This is a genomic window from Streptomyces thermocarboxydus (genome assembly GCF_024760485.1).
Classification (GTDB): domain Bacteria; phylum Actinomycetota; class Actinomycetes; order Streptomycetales; family Streptomycetaceae; genus Streptomyces; species Streptomyces cellulosae.
Genome location: NZ_CP058273.1, coordinates 3,868,379 through 3,887,800 on the forward strand (window position 1 = coordinate 3,868,379; position 19,422 = coordinate 3,887,800).

Here is a 19,422-nt window from a genome sequence, read left to right on the forward strand (position 1 = left end):
TTCTCCGTACGCCTCGCGTACGTCCGTCGTGCCTGCGCGGGACGGTCCCGTTCTTTTGTACCGTCTCGTCAGATCATGCCGGACCGTCGTCCCGATCGCCTGCCCCGCCCGGCACTTGTGCAAGCGCGTCTCGCGCGGCGGCCTTCTCCCGGGCGATCCGCCGGTGCTCGGCGGCCTTCTTCTCCAGGATCCCGGCCATGCGGAGGTGGTACTCCGGGTCGTCCTGCTCGTAGACGTCCGGGACCCCGTCGAGGTCCTCGTCCCGCTCCTCCTCCTCGGCCAGCTTGCGGTACCTGGCATTGCGGATCTTCAGCAGCACCGTCGCCAGCACGGTGGCGATCAGCGAACCGGTGAGAACCGCGGCCTTCACACTGCCAGCCATCGTCGTGTTCTCCTCGAAGGCGAGCTCGCCGATCAGCAGCGACACGGTGAAGCCGATGCCGGCGAGCGTGGCGAGCGCGAACACGTCCGCCCAGGCGAGGTCGTCGCTGAGCGAGGCGCGGGTGAACCGGGCGGTCAGCCAGGTGCCGCCGAAGATGCCGAACGTCTTGCCGACGACCAGGCCGAGCACGACGCCGAGCGTCTCGGGCTGCGTGAACACCTTGCCCAGCGCGTCCCCGGAGACGGCCACACCGGCGCTGAACAGCGCGAACAGCGGGACCGCGAGTCCTGCCGACAGCGGACGCACGCGATGCTCGATGCGCTCGCCGGGGGAGTGCTCCTCGCCCTCCTCGCGGTGGCAGCGCAGCATCAGCCCCATGGCGACACCCGCGATGGTGGCGTGGATGCCGCTGTTGTACATCAGCCCCCAGATCACCACGGCCAGCGGCACGTACACGTACCAGCCGCGCACCCGCCTGCGCAGCAGCAGCCAGAAGACGACCAGACCGGCGACCGCGCCGCCGAGTGCCGCGAAGTTCAGTTGCTCGGTGAAGAAGACCGCGATGATCAGGATCGCGAACAGGTCGTCCACGACCGCGAGGGTGAGCAGGAAGGCGCGCAGCGCGCTGGGCAGCGAGGTGCCGATGACGGCGAGCACGGCCAGCGCGAACGCGATGTCGGTGGCGGTGGGCACGGCCCAGCCCGCGAGGGAGCCGCCGCCCACTCCGCTGGTGAGCGTGTAGACCAGCGCGGGCGCGATCATCCCGCACAGGGCGGCGATGACGGGAAGGGCGGCGGCCTTGGGGTCGCGCAGGTCGCCGGCGACCAGTTCCCGCTTGAGTTCGACGCCGGCGACGAAGAAGAAGATCGCGAGCAGGCCGTCGGCCGCCCAGTGTGCGACGGACAGGTTCAGTCCGAGCGACTCGGGGCCGAAGTGCCAGTGGCTGACGGTCTCGTAGCTGTCGCCCAGCGCGGGTATGTTCGCCCACACCAGCGCGGCGACGGCGGCCAGCAGCAGCAGGACGCCCCCGACGGTCTCGGTGCGCAGGGCCTCCGCGACGAAGTTCCGCTCGGGCAGCGAGAGCAGGCCGAACGCCTTGCGGGGGGTGGGGGTGCGGGGGGCGCTCACGGGCGTCTCCTCCGGTCGTAGGGCAGCACGAATCGTGTGCCGACCAGACTTCCCGGCGCTCCATGAGACAGCGTGTTTCCGCTCTTGAGCCTAACCAACGGACCGGTGGCCCGCATCAGCGGTTTCGTGGTGGCCCATGTCACAGCCACCGGGCCGGATGCGAGAAACCGCCCGCGCCCCCACGAGCGGGGGTACGGGCGGTCGAGGCACCCGGCCGGGCGCGAGGGGAAGCGGACGGGAGCCCGTCCGCTTCCGCCGCGCGCGGCGGCCTGGGCGGCCCGGTCAGTCCTCGCTGGGCGCGGCCGGAAGCTTCGTCTGGATGAGGTCCATGACCGTGGAGTCCGTCAGCGTGGTGACGTCCCCGAGCTGGCGGTTCTCCGCGACGTCCCGGAGCAGACGCCGCATGATCTTTCCGGAGCGGGTCTTCGGCAGCTCGGCCACCGGCAGGATCCGCTTCGGCTTGGCGATCGGGCCGAGCGTGGCGCCCACGTGGTTGCGCAGCTCGCCGACGAGGTCGTCGGACTCCGCGGCCGTGCCGCGCAGGATGACGAAGGCGACGATCGCCTGACCGGTCGTCTCGTCCGTGGCGCCCACCACGGCCGCCTCGGCGACCGACGGGTGGGAGACCAGCGCGGACTCGACCTCCGTGGTGGAGATGTTGTGGCCCGACACCAGCATCACGTCGTCGACCCGGCCGAGCAGCCAGATGTCGCCGTCGTCGTCCTTCTTCGCGCCGTCACCGGCGAAGTACTTGCCCTCGAAGCGCGACCAGTAGGTGTCGATGAACCGCTGGTCGTCGCCCCAGATGGTGCGCAGCATCGACGGCCACGGCTCGGTCAGCACCAGGTAGCCGCCACCGCCGTTGCCCACCTCGTTCGCCTCGTCGTCCACGACCGTGGCGGAGATGCCCGGCAGCGGGGTCTGGGCGGAGCCCGGCTTGGCGGAGGTCACGCCCGGCAGCGGGGAGATCATGATGCCGCCGGTCTCGGTCTGCCACCAGGTGTCGACGACCGGGGTGCGGTCCGCGCCGATGTTCTTGCGGTACCAGATCCACGCCTCCGGGTTGATCGGCTCGCCGACGGAGCCGAGCACCCGCAGCGACGACAGGTCGAACTTGGCGGGGATGTCGTCGCCCCACTTCATGAACGTCCGGATCGCGGTGGGCGCCGTGTAGAGGATCGTCACGCCGTACTTCTGGACGATCTCCCAGAAGCGGCCCTGGTGGGGCGTGTCCGGCGTGCCCTCGTACATGACCTGCGTGGCGCCGTTGGCGAGCGGGCCGTAGACGATGTACGAGTGCCCGGTGACCCAGCCGACGTCGGCCGTGCACCAGTACACGTCGGTCTCCGGCTTGAGGTCGAACACCGCCCAGTGCGTGTAGGACGTCTGGGTCAGGTAGCCGCCGGAGGTGTGCAGGATGCCCTTCGGCTTCCCCGTGGTGCCTGAGGTGTAGAGGATGAACAGCGGGTGCTCGGCGTCGAACGCCTCCGGGGTGTGCTCGCTGCTCTGGCGGTCCACCGCGTCGTGCCACCACACGTCGCGGCCCTCGGTCCAGGCGACGTCCTGGCCGGTGCGGCGGACGACGAGGACGTGCTCCACGTTGTCCACCCGGCTGACGGCCTCGTCCACCGCCGGCTTCAGGGCGGAGGGCTTGCCGCGCCGGTAGCCGCCGTCGGAGGTGATGACGACCCGCGCGTCGGCGTCCTGGATGCGGGTGGCGAGCGCGTCCGCCGAGAAGCCGCCGAAGACGACCGAGTGCGCGGCGCCGATACGGGCGCAGGCCAGCATCGCGACGGCCGTCTCCGGGATCATCGGCATGTAGACGGCGACCCGGTCGCCCTTGCGGACACCCAGCTCCAGCAGGGCGTTGGCGGCCTTGGAGACCTCGTCCTTGAGCTCGGCGTAGGTGATGGCGCGGCTGTCGCCCGGCTCGCCCTCGAAGTGGATCGCGACCCGGTCGCCGTGGCCCGCCTCGACGTGCCGGTCGACGCAGTTGTAGGCGACGTTGAGCTCGCCGTCCTGGAACCACTTGGCGAACGGCGGGTTCGACCAGTCGAGGGTCTCGGTGGGCTCCTTGGCCCAGGTCAGCCGGCGGGCCTGCTCGGCCCAGAAGCCGAGCCTGTCAGCCTTGGCCTGTTCATACGCCTCCGCGGTGACGTTGGCGTTCGCGGCCAGGTCGGCGGGGGGTGCGAAGCGTCGCTCCTCCTTCAGGAGGTTGGCCAGGCTTTCATTGCTCACGGCATCTGCCTTTCCAGGGTGTCCGTTGTGTCCCAGGCCACAGCTCATCAGACCCGGGGGTGCGCTGACAAGGGTCGACGGGAAATTGGTTTAGACCTGTCGCGGTCGCGACCTGTGGCCGCCGACACCCCTTCCCACGGTGCGGGGGGCAACCCGGTTCAAGAGGTGTAACGCCTCTCACATTCGGGCGTGCGTCACACCGCCAGGTCCACATCGCGTACCCGGTCGAAAACCCTCTCCTCCTCCTGCTCGGCGAGGAGGTACGCCTGGGCCTCGCCCACGTGGAAGTACACCCCGTGCAGTTCGAGGCTCCCCTCCTGCAGGGCGCGGGCGACCGACTCGTGGGCGCGCAGATGCTCCAGCTGCTGGACCACATTGGTCAGGCAGAGCCGCTCGACGTCGTCGGCGGGGTCCCGCCCGGCCAGCCGGGGCGCGGGCGCGCCGGGGTCGCGCAGCCGCTCGAGGCTCGGCCCGCCGTACCGCAGCCAGCGTCCGAGCGGTGTGGCGGCGGGGGAGGCGGGGCGGGAGTCGAGTAGGGCCTGCATGGCGCCGCACCCGGAGTGGCCGCACACGGTGATCGACCGTACCGCCAGCACGTCGACGGCGTACTCGATGGCGGCGGCCACCGAGTCGTCGCCGCTCTCCGCCCCGGGGGGTGGCACGAGGTTGCCGACGTTGCGCACCACGAACAGGTCGCCGGGACCGCTGGAGGTGATCATCGAGGTGACCACGCGGGAGTCGGCGCAGGTCAGGAAAAGCTGCGACGGCCGCTGCCCCTCCCGCGCCAGCCGGGCCAGTTCACTCCGCACCAGGGGCGCCGTGCGGCGCTGGAACGTGCTGAGTCCGCGCACCAGTTGACGACTGCTCGAGGTGCGTCCGCGGGCGGTCGAGTCCCGGTCGGTCTCGGGGGCCGTTTCGCCGCTCTCGAGCGTCTCGTCCGGGCAGACCCCGGTGTCCTGGGCGGGGGAGGGGCGGTCGCACTGGTGGTTGCGCCAGGCCGTCCAGGGCCGGCAGCGGCAGTCGCCGGTGGAGGCGGACTCCCCGTCGGGCGCGGGCCCGGAGGCGAGGGCGCCGGGTTCGGCGATCCGCACTCCGGCGCGCCGGCCGGTGATCCTCACGCTGCCGCCGCGCGCGGTGTGCGCCCTCTGCCAGTCCTGCAGCGTCTCGTACGCCGCGTGGTCCATGAAGGACCCGTCCAACGCCACGACCGCGCCGGCCCCTTGGGGCACGAGATGCAGCGCCCGGCTGAGCCGCGGCACCGCGAGGAACGTCAGCTGTCCGCGGACGTGCACGTGATGGACGCCGTTCTCCTCCTCGTGGGTGATCCGGGTCCGGGTGAGCCGGTGCAGGGCCACGCCCACGGCCACGGCGATGCCCAGCGCCACGCCCTCCAGCACCCCGAGGGAGATCACCCCGAGGGCGGTCACGGCGTAGACCAGCACCTCGCGGTGGCGCGTCACCGTGCGGATGTGGTGCAGGGACACCATCCGGGCGCCGACCGCCATGACCAGGGCGGCGAGCGAGGCGAGCGGGATCAGCTCCAGGAGCGGGACGAGCAGCAGCGCGGCCGTCACCACCAGGGCTCCGTGCAGCATGGTGGCGTTCCGGCTGACGGCGCCCGCGTGGACGTTCGCCGTGCTGCGGACGGCGACCCCGGCCACCGGCAGGCCGCCCAGGGCGCCGGAGACGACGTTCGCCGCTCCCTGGCCGAGCATCTCCCGGTCCAGGTCGGAGCGGACGACATGGCCGGCGCCGGGGCGGGCGGCGGCCAGCTTGTCCACGGCCGTCGCGCCGAGCAGCGACTGCACGCTGCACACCAGCGTCGTGGTCAGCACGGCCGCGACAAGGCCGAGCACCGGTCCCTCGGGCAGCCCGGCCAGCGCGTGGCTGCGCCATGACGGCAGGTCCACCACGGGCAGCACCAGTCCGGCCGTCGCGGCGACCGCGGTGGCGCCGCCCACGGCGACGAGGGCGGCCGGCGTCCTCCGCAGCAGGTGTCCGGCGCGGCCGGGCAGCCGGGGCCAGAGCAGCAGGACGGCCAGGGTCAGCACGCTCACCGCGAGGGCGGCGGGGTCGAGGCGCGCCAACTGGGCGGGCAGGGCCAGGAGGTTGTCGGGCACGGAGCTCTGCGGCTCGCCCCCGAGAACGATGTGCAGCTGGGCGACGGCGATCGTGACGCCGATGCCGGCGAGCATGCCGTGCACGATCGCGGGGCTCACGGCGAGGGCGGCGCGTGCCACGCGCAGACAGCCGAGCGCGAGCTGGGAGAGGCCGGCGAGGACGGTGACGGCGCAGGTGGTGCGCCAGCCGTACTGGTGGATGAGGTCGGCCGTGACGACCGTCAGCCCCGCCGCCGGGCCGCTCACCTGGAGGGGAGAGCCGCCGAGCCGTCCGGCGACGAGCCCGCCCACCGCCGCGGCGACGAGCCCGGCCTGGAGGGGCGCGCCGGTGGCGAGGGAGATGCCGAGGGACAAGGGGAGGGCGATGAGGAACACCGCGACGGCGGCCGAGAGATCGGCGCCCGCGATACGGAAGCCCCGGCGGCGGGGTGGCGGGCTGTGCGGGGGATGGGCTCGCTCGGTGTGCGCCGGCTCGGCGTCGGCGGGAAGGCAGGCTGACATGGACTGGTGTCTCCTTCGGGTCTGCGCTGTCGCGTGAGGTGGGTCCGCTCGAACGGACTCGAACGGACTGGACCGAAGCGGTCGCGGCCGCGGGGCACGGCCCCCGGAACGGCGGGACGGACGGCTGGACGGCTGGACGGACGGCGGGACGAACAAGGGGCGAACCGCGGGGGCCAATGGCGGGACGACTGGCGAGCCGGGCCCAAAGCTCAGTAAACAGATCGTAATTGCGAGTAAAGGACCGGCATAGACTTTCCGGGCAAATAGCGGCAGGTGTCACCCCGAAGGGTGAAGTAGCCATTTCATCGGCTTGTCGTATTAATTCACTTCTTTCTTCCGTGCGACGTTGACGTCGCGGTCGGCATGGACCGGCGCAGCACCACACAACGCCTCATCGAGCTCGGCCCGAGAGAAGGAAGAAGGTGGGCGAATGGCCGCCACCCACAGGATCGCCACGGGCACCGTGATCACCGCGGTCTGCCTCTCCGCGCTCGCCGGCTGCGGAACCGGCGGGGGCGGGCCGGAGGAGGAGAAGGCACAGCCGGCCCCCGCGCCCAAGAACGTCGTGCGGCTGATCGGCGACGGCTCCACCGCCTACACCGGCGCCCAGCCGCACCTGCCGAAGCCGAAGCGGCTGAAGCCCGGCGAGAAGCCGCCGCAGTTCGTGGTGTTCTCCTGGGACGGAGCGGGCGAGGACAGCCAGAAGCTGTTCTCCCACTTCCGCAAGGTCGCCAAGGAGAACGACGCGACCATGACGTACTTCCTCAGCGGCGTGTACCTCCTGCCGGAGGAGAAGCGCGACCTGTACCGCCCGCCGCAGCACTCGCCGGGCCGCTCCGACATCGGCTTCAACGACGAGCAGGGCATCGCCGACACCGTGGAGCAACTGCGGCTCGCCTGGCTCGAGGGCAACGAGATCGGAACCCACTTCAACGGCCACTTCTGCGGCAGCGGCGGCGGGGTCGGTCAGTGGTCGGTGGAGGAGTGGAAGGAAGAGATCGCCCAGGCCAAGCAGTTCGTGAAGACCTGGAAGACCAACGCCGGCATGAAGAACGAGGCCCCGCTGCCCTTCGACTACGACAAGGAGCTCATCGGGGCCCGCACACCCTGCCTGGAAGGGCAGAAGAACTTCATGAAGGCTGCCCGGGAGCTGGGCTTCCGCTACGACACCAGCGGTGTCAACAATCAGGTCTGGCCCGAGAAGAAGTCCGGGCTGTGGGACCTGTCGATGCAGCTCGTGCCCTTCCCCGGGCACTCCTTCGAGCAGCTCACCATGGACTACAACTTCATGGTCAACCAGTCCGGCACCACCACCCAGGGCGACCCCGGCAAGCACGAGATGTGGGGCGACCAGATGCGGGACGGCCTGCTCCAGGGCTTCGAACGCGCCTACGACGGCAACAGGGCGCCCCTGATCATCGGCAACCACTTCGAGTCCTGGAACGGCGGCACCTACATGCGCGCCGTCGAGGAGGTCGTCGAGGAGGTGTGCACCAAGTCCGACGTGCGGTGCGTCTCCTTCCGCCAGCTGGTGGACTGGCTGGACGCGCAGGACCCGGCGACCCTGGAGAAGCTGCGCTCGCTGGGCGTCGGCGAGGCCCCGAAGCAGGGCTGGAAGACCTTCCTGGCCTCCGGCCCCGCCCCGGCCCCCAAGGGCGCGCCGGGTTCCTCCGCGCCGAAGGAGTGAGGCTCAGGCCTCGGCGGTGACGCTCTCGCCGAGCACGAAACCGGGGTCGACCTGCGCCGCCAGGTCGGCTCCGGTGCGCTCGTTCCCCCACGACTGGGCGTTCTTCAGGTGGAAGTGCACCATCTGGCGCGTGTACCGCTCCCGGTCCCGCCGCTCGTACGTCGCGTCGGCGGCCTCGCGCAGCGTGCGCAGGGCGAGCCGGTTGGACTCCTCCAGTGCGGCGAACCGCGGCGGGCGGCCCTTCTCCATGGCGCGCACCCAGTCCGAATGGCCCACGGTCACCAGCAGGTCGTCGCCCACCTCCGCACGCAGGAAGTCGAGGTCGTCGGGGCCTTGCACCTTGTTGCCGACGACCTTCAGCGCCACGCCGAAGTCGCGGGCGTACTCCTTGTACTGGCGGTAGACGGAGACGCCCTTCCGGGTCGGCTCGGCGACGAGGAACGTCATGTCGAAGCGGGTGAACATGCCGGAGGCGAAGGAGTCCGAGCCGGCCGTCATGTCCACCACGACGTACTCGCCGGGCCCGTCCACCAGGTGGTTCAGGCAGAGCTCCACGGCCCCGGTCTTGGAGTGGTAGCAGGCGACCCCCAGGTCGGCGTCGGTGAAGGGGCCGGTGACCATCAGGCGGACCGTGCCGCCGTCCAGCTCCACCGGGCGCGCGCAGGCGTCGTAGACCGGGTTGTCCTCCTGGACCCGCAGCAGCCGGGAGCCCTCGCCGGGCGGGGTCGTCTTGATCATCGTGTCGGCGGACGCGATGCGCGGGTTGCTGCCGCGCAGGTAGTCCTTGATCAGCCGGAGGTGCTCGCCCATCGGGGGGAGGGCGGCGGCCTCGGAGTCGTCCAGGCCCAGCGCGGCCCCGAGGTGCTGGTTGATGTCGGCGTCCACGGCGACGACCGGGGCGCCCTCGGCCGCGAGATGACGGATGAACAGGGAGGACAGGGTCGTCTTTCCGCTCCCGCCCTTCCCAACGAAAGCAATTTTCATGTTCACGAAGCGTAGTGAGTACGTAGCTGTAGGTCACGGCAGGCGTGAAGAAGACCACTCCAACGTGGGGCGGGCGTCCGGGGTGCGTAGGGTCGTACTCATGAGTACGACGGGCGCGACCGCCGATCCCCTCGCGGCCCTGGGCAACCTGCCCGGTGTGGCCGACTCCGTGGAGTCCGTACGCAAGGCCGTGGACCGGGTCTACGGGCACCGGGTCATGCGGCGGCGCAGCAACGAGATCACCTCCGAGGCGGCCCTGCGCGGCGCCCGGGGTTCGGCGGCGCTGTCCGGCGCGGACTGGGCCCTGGAGGAGGTGCGGCGGCGCAGCGACTTCAGCGGTGACGACGAGGCGCGCACCATGGGCGCGGCGCTGCGGCTGACGGCCGAGGCGGGTCAGCTGCTGTCGATCTGGCGGCAGTCGCCGCTGCGGGTGCTGGCGCGGCTGCACCTGGTCGCCGCGGCCGACAAGGCCGAGCACGTGGGCCGGCCCCGCCAGGCGGGCGAGCCGGTCGACGAGCCCCTGATCGACCTGCCCCTGCCGGGCGCCGACGAGATGCACGGCCGCCTGGAGGGGCTGGCCGAGATCGTCATCGCGGGCGGTTCGGCGCCGGCGCTGGTGACGGCCGCCGTGGTGCACGGGGAGCTGCTCGCGCTGCGTCCGTTCACGTCCCACAACGGCCTGGTCGCGCGCACGGCCGAGCGGATCGTCCTGGTCGGCAGCGGCCTCGACCCCAAGTCGGTGTGCCCCGCCGAGGTCGGCCACGCCGAACTGGGCCTGGACGCCTACCGGGAGGCACTGCGGGGCTACGTGTCCGGCACGCCGGAGGGCATGGCCGCCTGGATCGCCCACTGCGGGCGAGCCGTGGCGCTGGGTGCGCGCGAGTCCACGGCGGTGTGCGAGGCGTTGCAGCGCGGAGCCGCCTGACCGGCCGGAAGGTCACGCGGGCCGGGGTGGAGGGGCTCCGCGCAAGAATGCGGCGGTACGAATACTCGTACCGCCGCTGGCATGTCCACCGCGTTACCAAGCGTCCTCGATATGTGCCCATCAGGCCGGGGACTTTGCCCGGCCTGGTGCGGCTGGCCCGTAATCGACGGGTCGACGTCGCGTGGGTGCGCGGTTTCCATGCACGGTCCGTGGGGCCTAAAGCGTTCTGAAAGTCGTCCTCTCGGACGTCCTTGGTCTCGCGGGCCGTCAACTCCTTTGTACTCCGGCATCCCGGAGAGGGGAAGTGCTGGCCGCGTTCCTTTACTTTTTGGTTCAAACGAGCAGTAAACGGACGCCGAAACGGCGAACGCGTCCCGTAGCGGGGACGCGCGGCGAAGAAGAAGTACGTTCAGGCAACCGTCGAGCGGCGCCTGCTGGCGTACCAGACAAGCCCCGCGGTGGCCGCCGCGGCGCCTATCGCGGCCGCCGCGACAAGGGCGGGACGCGGCGCAACGGAGAACGCCGGGAAACGCTGCTTCAGCCGCACCGGACGGTGGAAATCCAGGATCGGCCACTCGCGCGTCAGGGCTTCCCGGCGCAGCGCGCGGTCCGGGTTCACGGCGTGCGGATGCCCGACGGCCTCCAGCATCGGGATGTCGGTCACCGAGTCGCTGTAGGCGTAGCAGCGGGCGAGGTCGTAGCCCTCGGACGCGGCCAGCTCCCGGACCGCCTCCGCCTTGGTCGGGCCGTACGCGTAGTACTCGACCTCGCCGGTGAAGCAACCGTCGTCGCCCACCACCATGCGGGTGGCCACCACCCGGTCGGCGCCCAGCAGTTCGCCGATCGGCTCGACCACCTCGGCGCCCGAGGTGGACACGATGACCACGTCACGGCCGGCGGTGTGGTGCTCCTCGATGAGGGTGGCGGCCTCGTCGTAGATGATCGGGTCGATCAGGTCGTGCAGGGTCTCGGCGACGATCTCCCTGACCTGCTGGACGTTCCACCCGCGGCACAGTGCGGACAGGTACTTCCGCATCCGTTCCATCTGGTCGTGGTCCGCGCCGCCGGCGAGGAACACGAACTGGGAGTACGCGGTCCGCAGGACGGCCCTGCGGTTGATCAGGCCGCCTTGGTAGAAGGACTTGCTGAAGGTGAGTGTGCTCGACTTCGCAATGACCGTCTTGTCCAGGTCGAAGAAGGCGGCTGTGCGGGGCGACAAGTGGTTTTCCACGTCCTTGAGCATAGGCGCAGCCCATTCGGCGTAGCGTGTGGCGCGTGGGTTTGCCTGAGAGGGCCCTCGGGTACACCATGGAAGTCACGGATCGTTCGCGACCGTGTCTAACCCGGTCCGACTCCTCCCCCCCCGAGTCGGCCGTGGGGACGACCCCCGCTCTCCCCCCCGGCGGGGGTCGTCGCATGTCCGGATGCATTTCCGCCGCTTTTTCCTCTTCTTCCTGTCGCGTAGTTCCGCGCGAAGGAATTGATTGTCATGTGCGTGTTCAGTGACGGAGAGTGGCGGTCGGGCGGCTCTGAGGTTATCCACAGAAGCCGTGCCGAACTCACCGGTATGCCGTGGCGGGCTCACCGGTACGGGTGACGGCGATATTCACAGCCATCGCCCCGTCCACAGTTTTCCACCAAGATCCACAAGATTTCCGGGACCGCTGCACTGTCATTCCCACGCGTCCCGCTCGCCGCGGTTTCACAGCCGCTTCCGTCGTACCGGGACGCCCGTCGGCCGGCTTCTCGCCGGCCGGTCCGCGGGAGGCCGCAGCGCGGTCTCCCACACCTGGAACAGGCGGGGCCCGAGGGCCGCGCCAGGTAGGGAGCACTGGGGACGACATGACCGGAACCGTCACGCACGACCCGCCGCCCGGAGGCAACCGCCCGGGCGCACCACTGATCGTCACCGAGGACACGGCGCTCCTCGACGACCTGCTGCGCCTGTGCGCGGCCGCCGGCGCCACCCCGGAGGTCCACCACGGACTGCCAGGGCCGCACGGCGGCTGGGATGCGGCGCCCCTGGTCCTGGTCGGCGACGACGCCGCCCGGCGGGCCCGCGGCGCGCCCCGCAGACAGGGGGTGGTGCTGGTCGGCCGCGACCAGGACGACCCCGGCGTCTGGCGGCGGGCCGTCGAGATCGGCGCCGACCACGTGCTGATGCTGCCCGACGGCGAGCAGTGGCTGGTCGACCGCATCGCCGACGTCGCCGAAGGCGTCGGACGGCCCGCCCTGACCGTCGGCGTCATCGGCGGCCGCGGCGGCGCGGGCGCGTCCACCCTGGCGTGCGCCCTCGCCGTCACCTCCGCCCGCGAGGGGCTGCGCACCCTGCTGGTGGACGCCGACCCGCTGGGCGGCGGACTGGACGTCGCGCTCGGCGGCGAGACGGCGAAAGGGCTGCGCTGGCCCGCCTTCGCCTCGTCGCACGGCCGGGTCGGCGGCGGGGCGCTGGAGGAGTCGCTGCCCGAACTGCACGCGCTGCGGGTGCTCAGCTGGGACCGCGGCGACTGCCTCTCGGTACCGCCCCGGGCCGTGCGCGCGGTCCTCGCCGCCGCCCGGCGCGGGGGCGGAGCGGTCGTGGTCGACCTGCCGCGACGTGTCGACGAGGGCGTCGCGGAGGTCCTCGCCCAGCTCGACCTGGCACTCCTCGTGGTCCCCGCCGAGCTGCGCGCCGTCGCGGCGGCCGGCCGCGTCGCCTCCGCCGTGGGCATGGTCCTGCGCAACCTGCGCGTCGCCGTCCGCGGACCGTACGCACCCGGCCTGGACGACCAGGAGGTGGCCCGGCTGCTCGGCCTGCCCCTCGTCGGGGACGTGCCCGTCGAGCCCGCCCTCCAGCGCCCGTACGGCACCGGCCGGCCGCCCGGGGTGACCGGACGGGGCCCGCTGGCCCGCTTCTGCCGGGAGTTCTGGGAGCGCGCGCTGGTGGAGGCGAGGGCGGCATGAACGGCACGCAGACGACCGGGGCGGAGATGCCGCCCGGGCTGCTCGACGGGGTGCGGCGGTGGCTGGCAGAGAGCGGCGCCGAGCCGACGCCCGCACGGGTGGCGCAGGCCCTGCGGGAACAGGGCCGGGTGCTCGGCGACGCGGAAGTGCTCGGCGCGGCCGAGCAGTTGCGGTCCGAGCTGGTCGGCAGCGGACCGCTGGAGCGGCTCCTGTCCGACCCGACGGTGACCGACGTGCTGGTGTCGGCGCCGGACAGGGTCTGGGTGGACCGCGGCGGCGGCCTGATGCTCACCTCGGTCTCCTTCCCGGACGAGCCGTCCGTACGGCGCCTGGCGCAGCGGCTTGCCGCGGTGGCCGGGCGGCGCCTGGACGACGCGCGGCCCTGGGTGGACGCCCGCCTCCCCGACGGGACCCGGCTGCACGCGGTGCTGCCACCCGTCGCGGTGGGCGGCACCTGTCTGTCCCTGCGGGTCGTGCGGCCACGCGCCTTCACCCTCGACGAACTCGTGGCGGCGGGGACGGTGCCGCCGGGCGGGGACCGGGTGCTGCGGGCACTGATGGAGGCGCGGCTGTCCTTCCTGGTCAGCGGCGGCACGGGCACCGGGAAGACGACCCTGCTCAGCGCCCTGCTGGGGCTGGTCGGGCCGGACGAGCGGATCGTGCTGGCCGAGGACTCGGCCGAACTGCGCCCCGACCACCCCCACGTCGTACGGCTGGAGACCCGGCCCGCCAACCAGGAGGGCGCCGGACTCGTGACCCTGGAGGATCTGGTGCGCCAGGCCCTGCGGATGAGGCCGGACCGGCTCGTCGTGGGCGAGGTGCGCGGACCCGAGGTGGTGCATCTGCTCGCAGCGCTCAACACGGGACATGACGGCTCCGGCACGGTCCACGCCAACGCGGCGAGCGACGTCCCCGCCCGGCTGGAGGCGCTCGGCACGGCGGCGGGCCTCGACCGGTTCGCCCTCCACAGCCAGTTGGCGGCCGCCCTGTCGGTGGTGCTGCACCTGGTGCGGGACCGCAGCGGCAGGCGGCGGATCGCCGAGGTGCACGTCCTCGAGCGGGACCCTTCGGGGCTGGTGCGGACGGCGCCGGCGCTGCGGTGGGGACCGGAGACCTTCGTCGCCGAGCCCGCCTGGCCGCGCCTGCGGCATCTGCTGCGCGCCGCGCGGGACGAGGAGGCGCGGGCCGTGCGAGAGGCGGTCGGGGCATGAGCGGGGTGACCGGGACGACCATGGGCGCCGCGGTGGCGTGCCTGGGGACGGCGGCGTGGGTGCTGGGCGGCGCCGGACACGGGGAGGTGAGGCGGGCGCGGGCGCTCGCCGGGGACGGCCAGGGGTCGGCGGGACGGCCTCCTCTCGTGCTGTGGGCGGTGGACCGGCTGCGGGGGCGACTCCGCGTCGAGTGGGCGTCGTTGGCTGCCGGTGTGGTGCTGGCGGTGCTCGGGGCGTCGGTGCTGCCGGTCGTCGCGGGGGCGGCCGGGGTGCCGTTGCTGCGGAAGGTGCGGCGGGCGGCCGCGGCGCGCAAGGAGCGGGACGGCCGTGCGGACGCGGTGGTCGCGCTGTGCGGGGCGCTAGCCGGGGAGTTGCGGGCCGGACGGCAGCCGGGTGAGGCGCTGTTGCCGGCCGCCCGGGACTCCGGAGGGCTCGGTGACATGCAGGCGGCCGTGCTGGCGGCGGCGCGGTTCGGAGGCGACGTGCCGGACGCGCTCACGGCGGCGGCCCTGCAGCCCGGCGCCGAGGGACTGCGCGGGCTCGCCGCGTGCTGGCGGGTGGCGGTGGACCAGGGCGCGGGACTCGCCGACGGCCTCGACCGGCTGGAGGCGGCGCTGCGCGCAGAGCGGAACCAGCGGGCCGACCTGCGCGCCCAGCTGTCCGGGGCCCGCACCACGGGGGTGATGCTCGCGGGACTCCCGGTGGTGGGGCTGGCGCTGGGCGCGGCCCTGGGCGCCGATCCGCTGCACGTCCTGCTGCACACGCCCTCGGGATCGGTCTGCCTGGCGGCCGGCGGGGTGCTGGAGGGGCTGGGTCTGTGGTGGGCGCTGCGGATCATGCGGGGTGCCGAGGAGGTGGCGGCGGCATGAGCGGGGACGTCGTCCACAGGCTGGGGACGCTCGCGGGGATCGCCGCCGTGCTCGTCGGGGCGTCGGCCTGGTGGCACCGGCTCCGGTGCGAGCGGCGGACCCGGCGGAGGCTCGACGCGTTTGCGGCCTGGGAGCGACGGAGAACGGGTGCGCGCCTCCCGCTGCTCAGGGCCGTGGGCGGACGGCTGCCGTACGTGGCGGTCGTGGGCGCCGGGTGGGTGACGGTGGGCGGACTCGGCGGCGTGGGGCTGGGGACGGTCCTGGCGGCCGGACTGTGGCAGTGGCACCGGCGGCAGAGGCGGGCGGCCGCTGAGGCGAGCGCCTCCGACACGGCTCTGGACACTGCTCTGGCAGCACGCCAACTCCCGCTCGCCGCCGACCTGCTGTCCGCCTGCATCACGGCGGGCGCCGGACCGGTACCGGCGGCGCAGGCCGTCGGGGAGACCTTGGGCGGCCCGGTCGGGGACGCCCTGGCGCGGGGCGCCGCGGAGGTGCGGCTCGGCGGCGAACCGGGGGAGGCCTGGCGCCGGCTGGCCGCCCTGCCAGGCGCGGTTCCGCTGGCGCGGCTGCTGGAGCGGGCCGATGTGTCCGGCCTCCCGCTGGCCGCACCGGTGGGCCGGCTCGCCGCCGAGGCGCGGGCGGAGTGGTCCCGCTCGGCGACCGCGCGGGCCCGGCGGGCGGCGGTGCTGATCAGCGCGCCGGTGGGTCTGTGCTTCCTGCCCGCCTTCATCGCCGTCGGCGTCCTGCCCGTGGTGATCGGGCTCGCGGGCGGGGTGCTGGAAGGGGGTGGGTGAGAAGGGGCGGCGGACGGCGGAGAACGACAGCAGCGGACGACGGCGACAGACGACGGCAACAGACACGGCATGTATGGAGGTTCGGATGTATCAGGCGGTGCGGGCGCGGCTGCGTGCCCTGACGGCGAGGGTGCGCGGGGCGCGGAGGGACGCCGGAATGGTGACCTCGGAGTACGCGATGGGGATCGTGGCGGCGGTGGCGTTCGCCGTGGTGCTCTACCGGGTGGTCAACAGCGGCCCGGTCAGCACGGCCCTGCGGAACATCGTGCAGCAGGCCCTCGATGGCCGGATGTGACGGGGGGCGCGGCAGATGGCGCGGCAGACGGTGCGAGAGAGGGTGCGACCGCGGGTTCGTGACGGCGGAGGCGGCGTTGGTGCTGCCCGTGCTGGTGCTGTTCGCGACGGCGCTGGTGTGGGGGCTGATGGTGGTGGCCGCGCAGATCCAGTGCGTGGACGCGGCTCGTACAGGGGCCCGCGCGGCCGCACGGCAGGATCCGCCGGACGCGGTGGTCGAGGTGACCCGGGAGGCCGCGCCGGCCGGTGCGCGGGTCACGGTCGGCCGGGACGCCGAGCAGGTCCGGGTGACCGTCGTGGCCAGGGCGCCGATGCTGCGGGCGCTGCCCTTCGAGCTGAGGGAGGAGGCCGTCGCGGCGGTCGAGGAGGCAGTGGTGGCCGTGGGCGAGGGGAGGTGAAGGACGCCTCCCGGGGGCCGGCGGACCGAGGCTCCGCCTCCGTCTGGTGCGTGGGTGCGGTCGCCGTGCTGTGCGTGGTGTTCGGGGTGGTGCTCGCTCTCGGGCACGCCGTGGTGGTCCGGCACCGGGCGGCGGGAGGCGCGGACCTCGCGGCGCTCGCCGCCGCCGACCACTGGGCGCACGGTGCGGCGGAGGCGTGCGCGTGGGCGGACCGGGTGGCCCGGGCCCAGGACGCGCGGCTGGTGCGGTGCGTGATGACCGGTGAGGTGTCGGACGTGTCGGTGGCGTCCGGCGCGGGGCCGTTCACCGCGGAGGTCAGGGCACGGGCGGGACCTGCGGGTCCGGCGCAGCCTCCGCCGGCCCCTCGGCCGACGGGCTGATCCGGTCGCCGCCCCTCTCGGAAGCCTCCGCTTCCGAGACCCCCTCCGCCTTCTCCTCGACCGTCTTCTCCTCACCCGCCCCCTCCAGCAGGACGTCCAGCAGCCGCACGGCCCCCCGCTTGTGCAACGGGTCGTTGCCGTTGCCGCACTTGGGGGACTGGATGCAGGAGGGGCAGCCGGCCTCGCACTCGCAGGAGGCGATGGCCTGCCGGGTGGCCGTGAGCCAGGAGCGGGCGGTGTGGAAGGCGCGTTCCGCGAATCCCGCGCCGCCGGGGTGGCCGTCGTAGACGAAGACCGTGGGCAGCAGGGTGTCGGGGTGCAGCGGGATCGAGACGCCGCCGATGTCCCAGCGGTCGCAGGTGGCGAACAGCGGCAGCATGCCGATCGAGGCGTGCTCGGCCGCGTGGAGGGCGCCGCCGAGGATCTCCGGGTTGATGCGGGCCCGGTCCAGTTGGTCCTCGGTGACCGTCCACCACACGGCGCGGGTGCGCAGCGTACGAGGAGGGAGGTCGAGTTTGGTCTCGCCGAGGACCTCGCCGGTGATGACCCGCCGCCGCAGGAAGGAGACGACCTGGTTGGTGACCTCCACGGAGCCGAAGCAGAGGCGTCCGTCGCCCCAGGGGATCTCGGTGTCCGTCTCCAGGACGGAGATGGACGTCGTGTCCCGGGCCACCGTCGTGTACGACGGGCTGGCCTGTTCGACCAGGGCGACGGAGTCCTCCAGGTCGAGGGAGCGGACGACGTAGGTGCGGCCCTGGTGCAGGTGGACCGCGCCCTCGTGGACGCTGGTGTGGGCGGCGCCCGCGTCGACCGTGCCCAGCAGCCGGCCCGTCCCCGCCTCGACGACCTGGACGGGGCGTCCGCCCTCCCCGCGGATGTCGGTGAGGTCGGCGGCCCGCTCACGGCGCGTCCAGTGCCAGGCCCGCGTCCGCCGGCGGAGCAGCTTCGCGGCCTCCAGTTGCGGCAGCAGCTCCTCGGTGGTCGGGCCGAAGAGGGCGAGGTCGTCCTCGGTGAGGGGCAGTTCCTCGGCGGCCGCGCACAGGTGCGGGGCGAGGACGTACGGGTTGTCGGGGTCGAGGACGGTGGACTCGACGGGGCGGTCGAAGAGCGCCTCCGGGTGGTGGACGAGGAAGGTGTCCAGCGGGTCGTCGCGGGCCACCAGCACGGCGAGCGCGCCCTGCCCGGAGCGTCCCGCGCGGCCGGCCTGTTGCCACAGGGAGGCGCGGGTGCCCGGGTAGCCGGCGATGACCACGGCGTCCAGGCCGGAGACGTCCATGCCGAGTTCGAGGGCGTTGGTGGCGGCGAGGCCGAGGAGTTCGCCGGAGTGCAGGGCGCGTTCCAGGGCGCGGCGCTCTTCGGGGAGGTAGCCGCCCCGGTAGGCGGCGACCCGCGGGGGCAGGGAGCGGTCGACCTCGGCGAGGCGCTCTTTGGCGATCACGGAGATCAGTTCGGCGCCGCGCCGGGAGCGGACGAAGGCGACCGAGCGGACGCCCTGCACGGTGAGGTCGGTGAGCAGGTCGGCCGCCTCGGCGGTGGTGGTGCGGCGGACCGGGGCGCCCTTCTCGCCGTGCAGCTCGGTCAGCGGAGGCTCCCAGAGGGCGAACACCAGTTCACCACGGGGTGAGGCGTCGTCCGCGACCTCGACCACGGGCAGGCCGGTGAGGCGGCGGGCGGCGACGGCCGGCTCGGCGGCGGTCGCCGAGGCCAGCAGGAACACCGGCGACGCGCCGTAGCGGGCGCACAGCCGCCGCAGCCGGCGCAGCACCTGGGCGACGTGAGAACCGAACACGCCCCGGTAGGTGTGGCACTCGTCGATCACGACGTACTTGAGCGCCTTGAGGAAGGAGGACCAGCGGGGGTGGGACGGCAGGATGCCCCGGTGCAGCATGTCGGGGTTGGTCAGGACGTAGTTGGCGTACTGGCGGATCCATTCGCGCTCTTCGAACGGAGTGTCGCCGTCGTGGACCGCCGCGCGCACCGAATGGCCCAGCGGCTGTGAAAGTTCCTTCACGGATCGGCACTGGTCCGCGGCGAGGGCCTTGGTGGGGGCGAGGTAGAGGGCGGTGGCGCCCCTGCCGTTCGGCGCCTCGGCCCCGTCCAGCAGCGTGGACAGCACCGGCACGAGGTACGACAGGGACTTGCCGGAGGCCGTGCCGGTGGCGACCACCACCGAGTCGCCGTCCAGGGCGTGCTCGGCGGCCCGCGCCTGGTGGGCCCAAGGGTGTTCGATTCCCGCGGCCTGGACGGCGGCGATCACTTCCGCGCGGATCCGGTCCGGCCAGACGGCATGCCTACCCGCACGTGGGGGCAAGTGCTCCGTATGAGTAATGCGCGAAGCCCGGCTCGGTCCGGACGCGAGCCGGTCCAGGACATCGCCCGGCGCGGCGGTCCTGGATCGCGTGTCCGTCGGGGGTCGATCGGATCGGTGATTCTTGGCCATCGGCACCGAGTGTGTCACCGGCGTGACGGACAATGGGGCCAAGGCGTCGTGCACGCCTGCCGGTAAGTGATTGAATGCCAAGGCGGCTGGCGAACCGTCCCGGGGGCTGAGCCGAGATGTCCCAAGGG

Annotated in this window: 15 protein-coding genes; 9 read left to right on the forward strand and 6 right to left on the reverse strand. The window is 72.9% G+C overall.

Annotated features, from left to right (window positions below):
- Positions 1-73: 73 nt before the first annotated feature.
- The 3 genes from nhaA to AY578_RS17895 all read right to left on the reverse strand — a co-directional run bounded on the left by nhaA (position 74) and on the right by AY578_RS17895 (position 6,369).
- Complete coding sequence (gene nhaA, locus AY578_RS17885) at positions 74-1,510, reverse strand: Na+/H+ antiporter NhaA (protein ID WP_258903005.1); 1,437 nt, start codon at positions 1,508-1,510, stop codon at positions 74-76.
- Between the two features lie 282 nt (positions 1,511-1,792).
- On the reverse strand, positions 1,793-3,748 hold the full coding sequence (gene acs, locus AY578_RS17890) for an acetate--CoA ligase (protein WP_019527090.1): 1,956 nt from the start codon (positions 3,746-3,748) through the stop codon (positions 1,793-1,795).
- A 194-nt stretch (positions 3,749-3,942) separates the two neighbouring features.
- Positions 3,943-6,369 carry a bifunctional SulP family inorganic anion transporter/carbonic anhydrase gene (locus tag AY578_RS17895; protein WP_258903006.1) on the reverse strand — a complete coding sequence of 809 codons (2,427 nt, stop codon included), beginning with the start codon at positions 6,367-6,369 and terminating at the stop codon, positions 3,943-3,945.
- A 430-nt stretch (positions 6,370-6,799) separates the two neighbouring features.
- Between AY578_RS17895 and AY578_RS17900 the strand changes: the two genes are divergently transcribed.
- Positions 6,800-8,056 (forward strand): polysaccharide deacetylase family protein, encoded by a 1,257-nt coding sequence (locus AY578_RS17900; RefSeq protein WP_019527088.1) that lies wholly within the window; start codon positions 6,800-6,802, stop codon positions 8,054-8,056.
- A gap of 3 nt (positions 8,057-8,059) precedes the next feature.
- On the opposite strand, the gene AY578_RS17905 is transcribed toward AY578_RS17900, so the two are convergent.
- On the reverse strand, positions 8,060-9,040 hold the full coding sequence (locus AY578_RS17905; RefSeq protein WP_136238743.1) for an ATP-binding protein: 981 nt from the start codon (positions 9,038-9,040) through the stop codon (positions 8,060-8,062).
- 100 nt (positions 9,041-9,140) lie between these two features.
- On the opposite strand from AY578_RS17905, the gene AY578_RS17910 reads away from it, so the two are divergent.
- A complete protein-coding gene (locus AY578_RS17910) occupies positions 9,141-9,965 on the forward strand; it encodes a Fic family protein (RefSeq protein ID WP_028959473.1) in 825 nt (274 codons plus the stop codon).
- A 409-nt stretch (positions 9,966-10,374) separates the two neighbouring features.
- Here AY578_RS17910 and AY578_RS17915 read toward each other — a convergent pair whose 3' ends face one another.
- Positions 10,375-11,208 (reverse strand): HAD family hydrolase, encoded by an 834-nt coding sequence (locus AY578_RS17915; protein ID WP_028959472.1) that lies wholly within the window; start codon positions 11,206-11,208, stop codon positions 10,375-10,377.
- Between the two features lie 599 nt (positions 11,209-11,807).
- Between AY578_RS17915 and ssd the strand changes: the two genes are divergently transcribed.
- From ssd to AY578_RS17950, 7 genes are all read left to right on the forward strand, one after another.
- On the forward strand, positions 11,808-12,908 hold the full coding sequence (gene ssd, locus AY578_RS17920) for a septum site-determining protein Ssd (RefSeq protein WP_215049038.1): 1,101 nt from the start codon (positions 11,808-11,810) through the stop codon (positions 12,906-12,908).
- Positions 12,905-14,119, forward strand: a complete 1,215-nt coding sequence (locus AY578_RS17925) for a TadA family conjugal transfer-associated ATPase (RefSeq protein WP_028959470.1) — start codon at positions 12,905-12,907, stop codon at positions 14,117-14,119. Before ssd ends, AY578_RS17925 begins: the two co-directional genes overlap by 4 nt.
- Complete coding sequence (locus tag AY578_RS17930) at positions 14,116-14,988, forward strand: type II secretion system F family protein (RefSeq protein WP_028959469.1); 873 nt, start codon at positions 14,116-14,118, stop codon at positions 14,986-14,988. Before AY578_RS17925 ends, AY578_RS17930 begins: the two co-directional genes overlap by 4 nt.
- Entirely contained in the window at positions 14,985-15,782 is a 798-nt protein-coding gene (locus tag AY578_RS17935) for a type II secretion system F family protein (protein WP_258903009.1), read from the forward strand. Before AY578_RS17930 ends, AY578_RS17935 begins: the two co-directional genes overlap by 4 nt.
- A gap of 85 nt (positions 15,783-15,867) precedes the next feature.
- The gene (locus AY578_RS17940) at positions 15,868-16,077 is read left to right on the forward strand and encodes a DUF4244 domain-containing protein (RefSeq protein ID WP_019527080.1); all 210 of its coding nucleotides are present in this window, start codon (positions 15,868-15,870) and stop codon (positions 16,075-16,077) included.
- Positions 16,064-16,474 carry a TadE family type IV pilus minor pilin gene (locus AY578_RS17945; RefSeq protein ID WP_136238740.1) on the forward strand — a complete coding sequence of 137 codons (411 nt, stop codon included), beginning with the start codon at positions 16,064-16,066 and terminating at the stop codon, positions 16,472-16,474. The genes AY578_RS17940 and AY578_RS17945 overlap by 14 nt, the downstream gene beginning before the upstream one ends.
- Positions 16,471-16,854 (forward strand): Rv3654c family TadE-like protein, encoded by a 384-nt coding sequence (locus AY578_RS17950; protein ID WP_136238739.1) that lies wholly within the window; start codon positions 16,471-16,473, stop codon positions 16,852-16,854. Before AY578_RS17945 ends, AY578_RS17950 begins: the two co-directional genes overlap by 4 nt.
- Here AY578_RS17950 and AY578_RS17955 read toward each other — a convergent pair.
- Positions 16,790-19,375, reverse strand: coding sequence for a DNA 3'-5' helicase SftH (locus tag AY578_RS17955; protein ID WP_251143237.1), 2,586 nt, complete (start codon positions 19,373-19,375; stop codon positions 16,790-16,792). The genes AY578_RS17950 and AY578_RS17955 overlap by 65 nt on opposite strands.
- Positions 19,376-19,422: the final 47 nt, after the last annotated feature.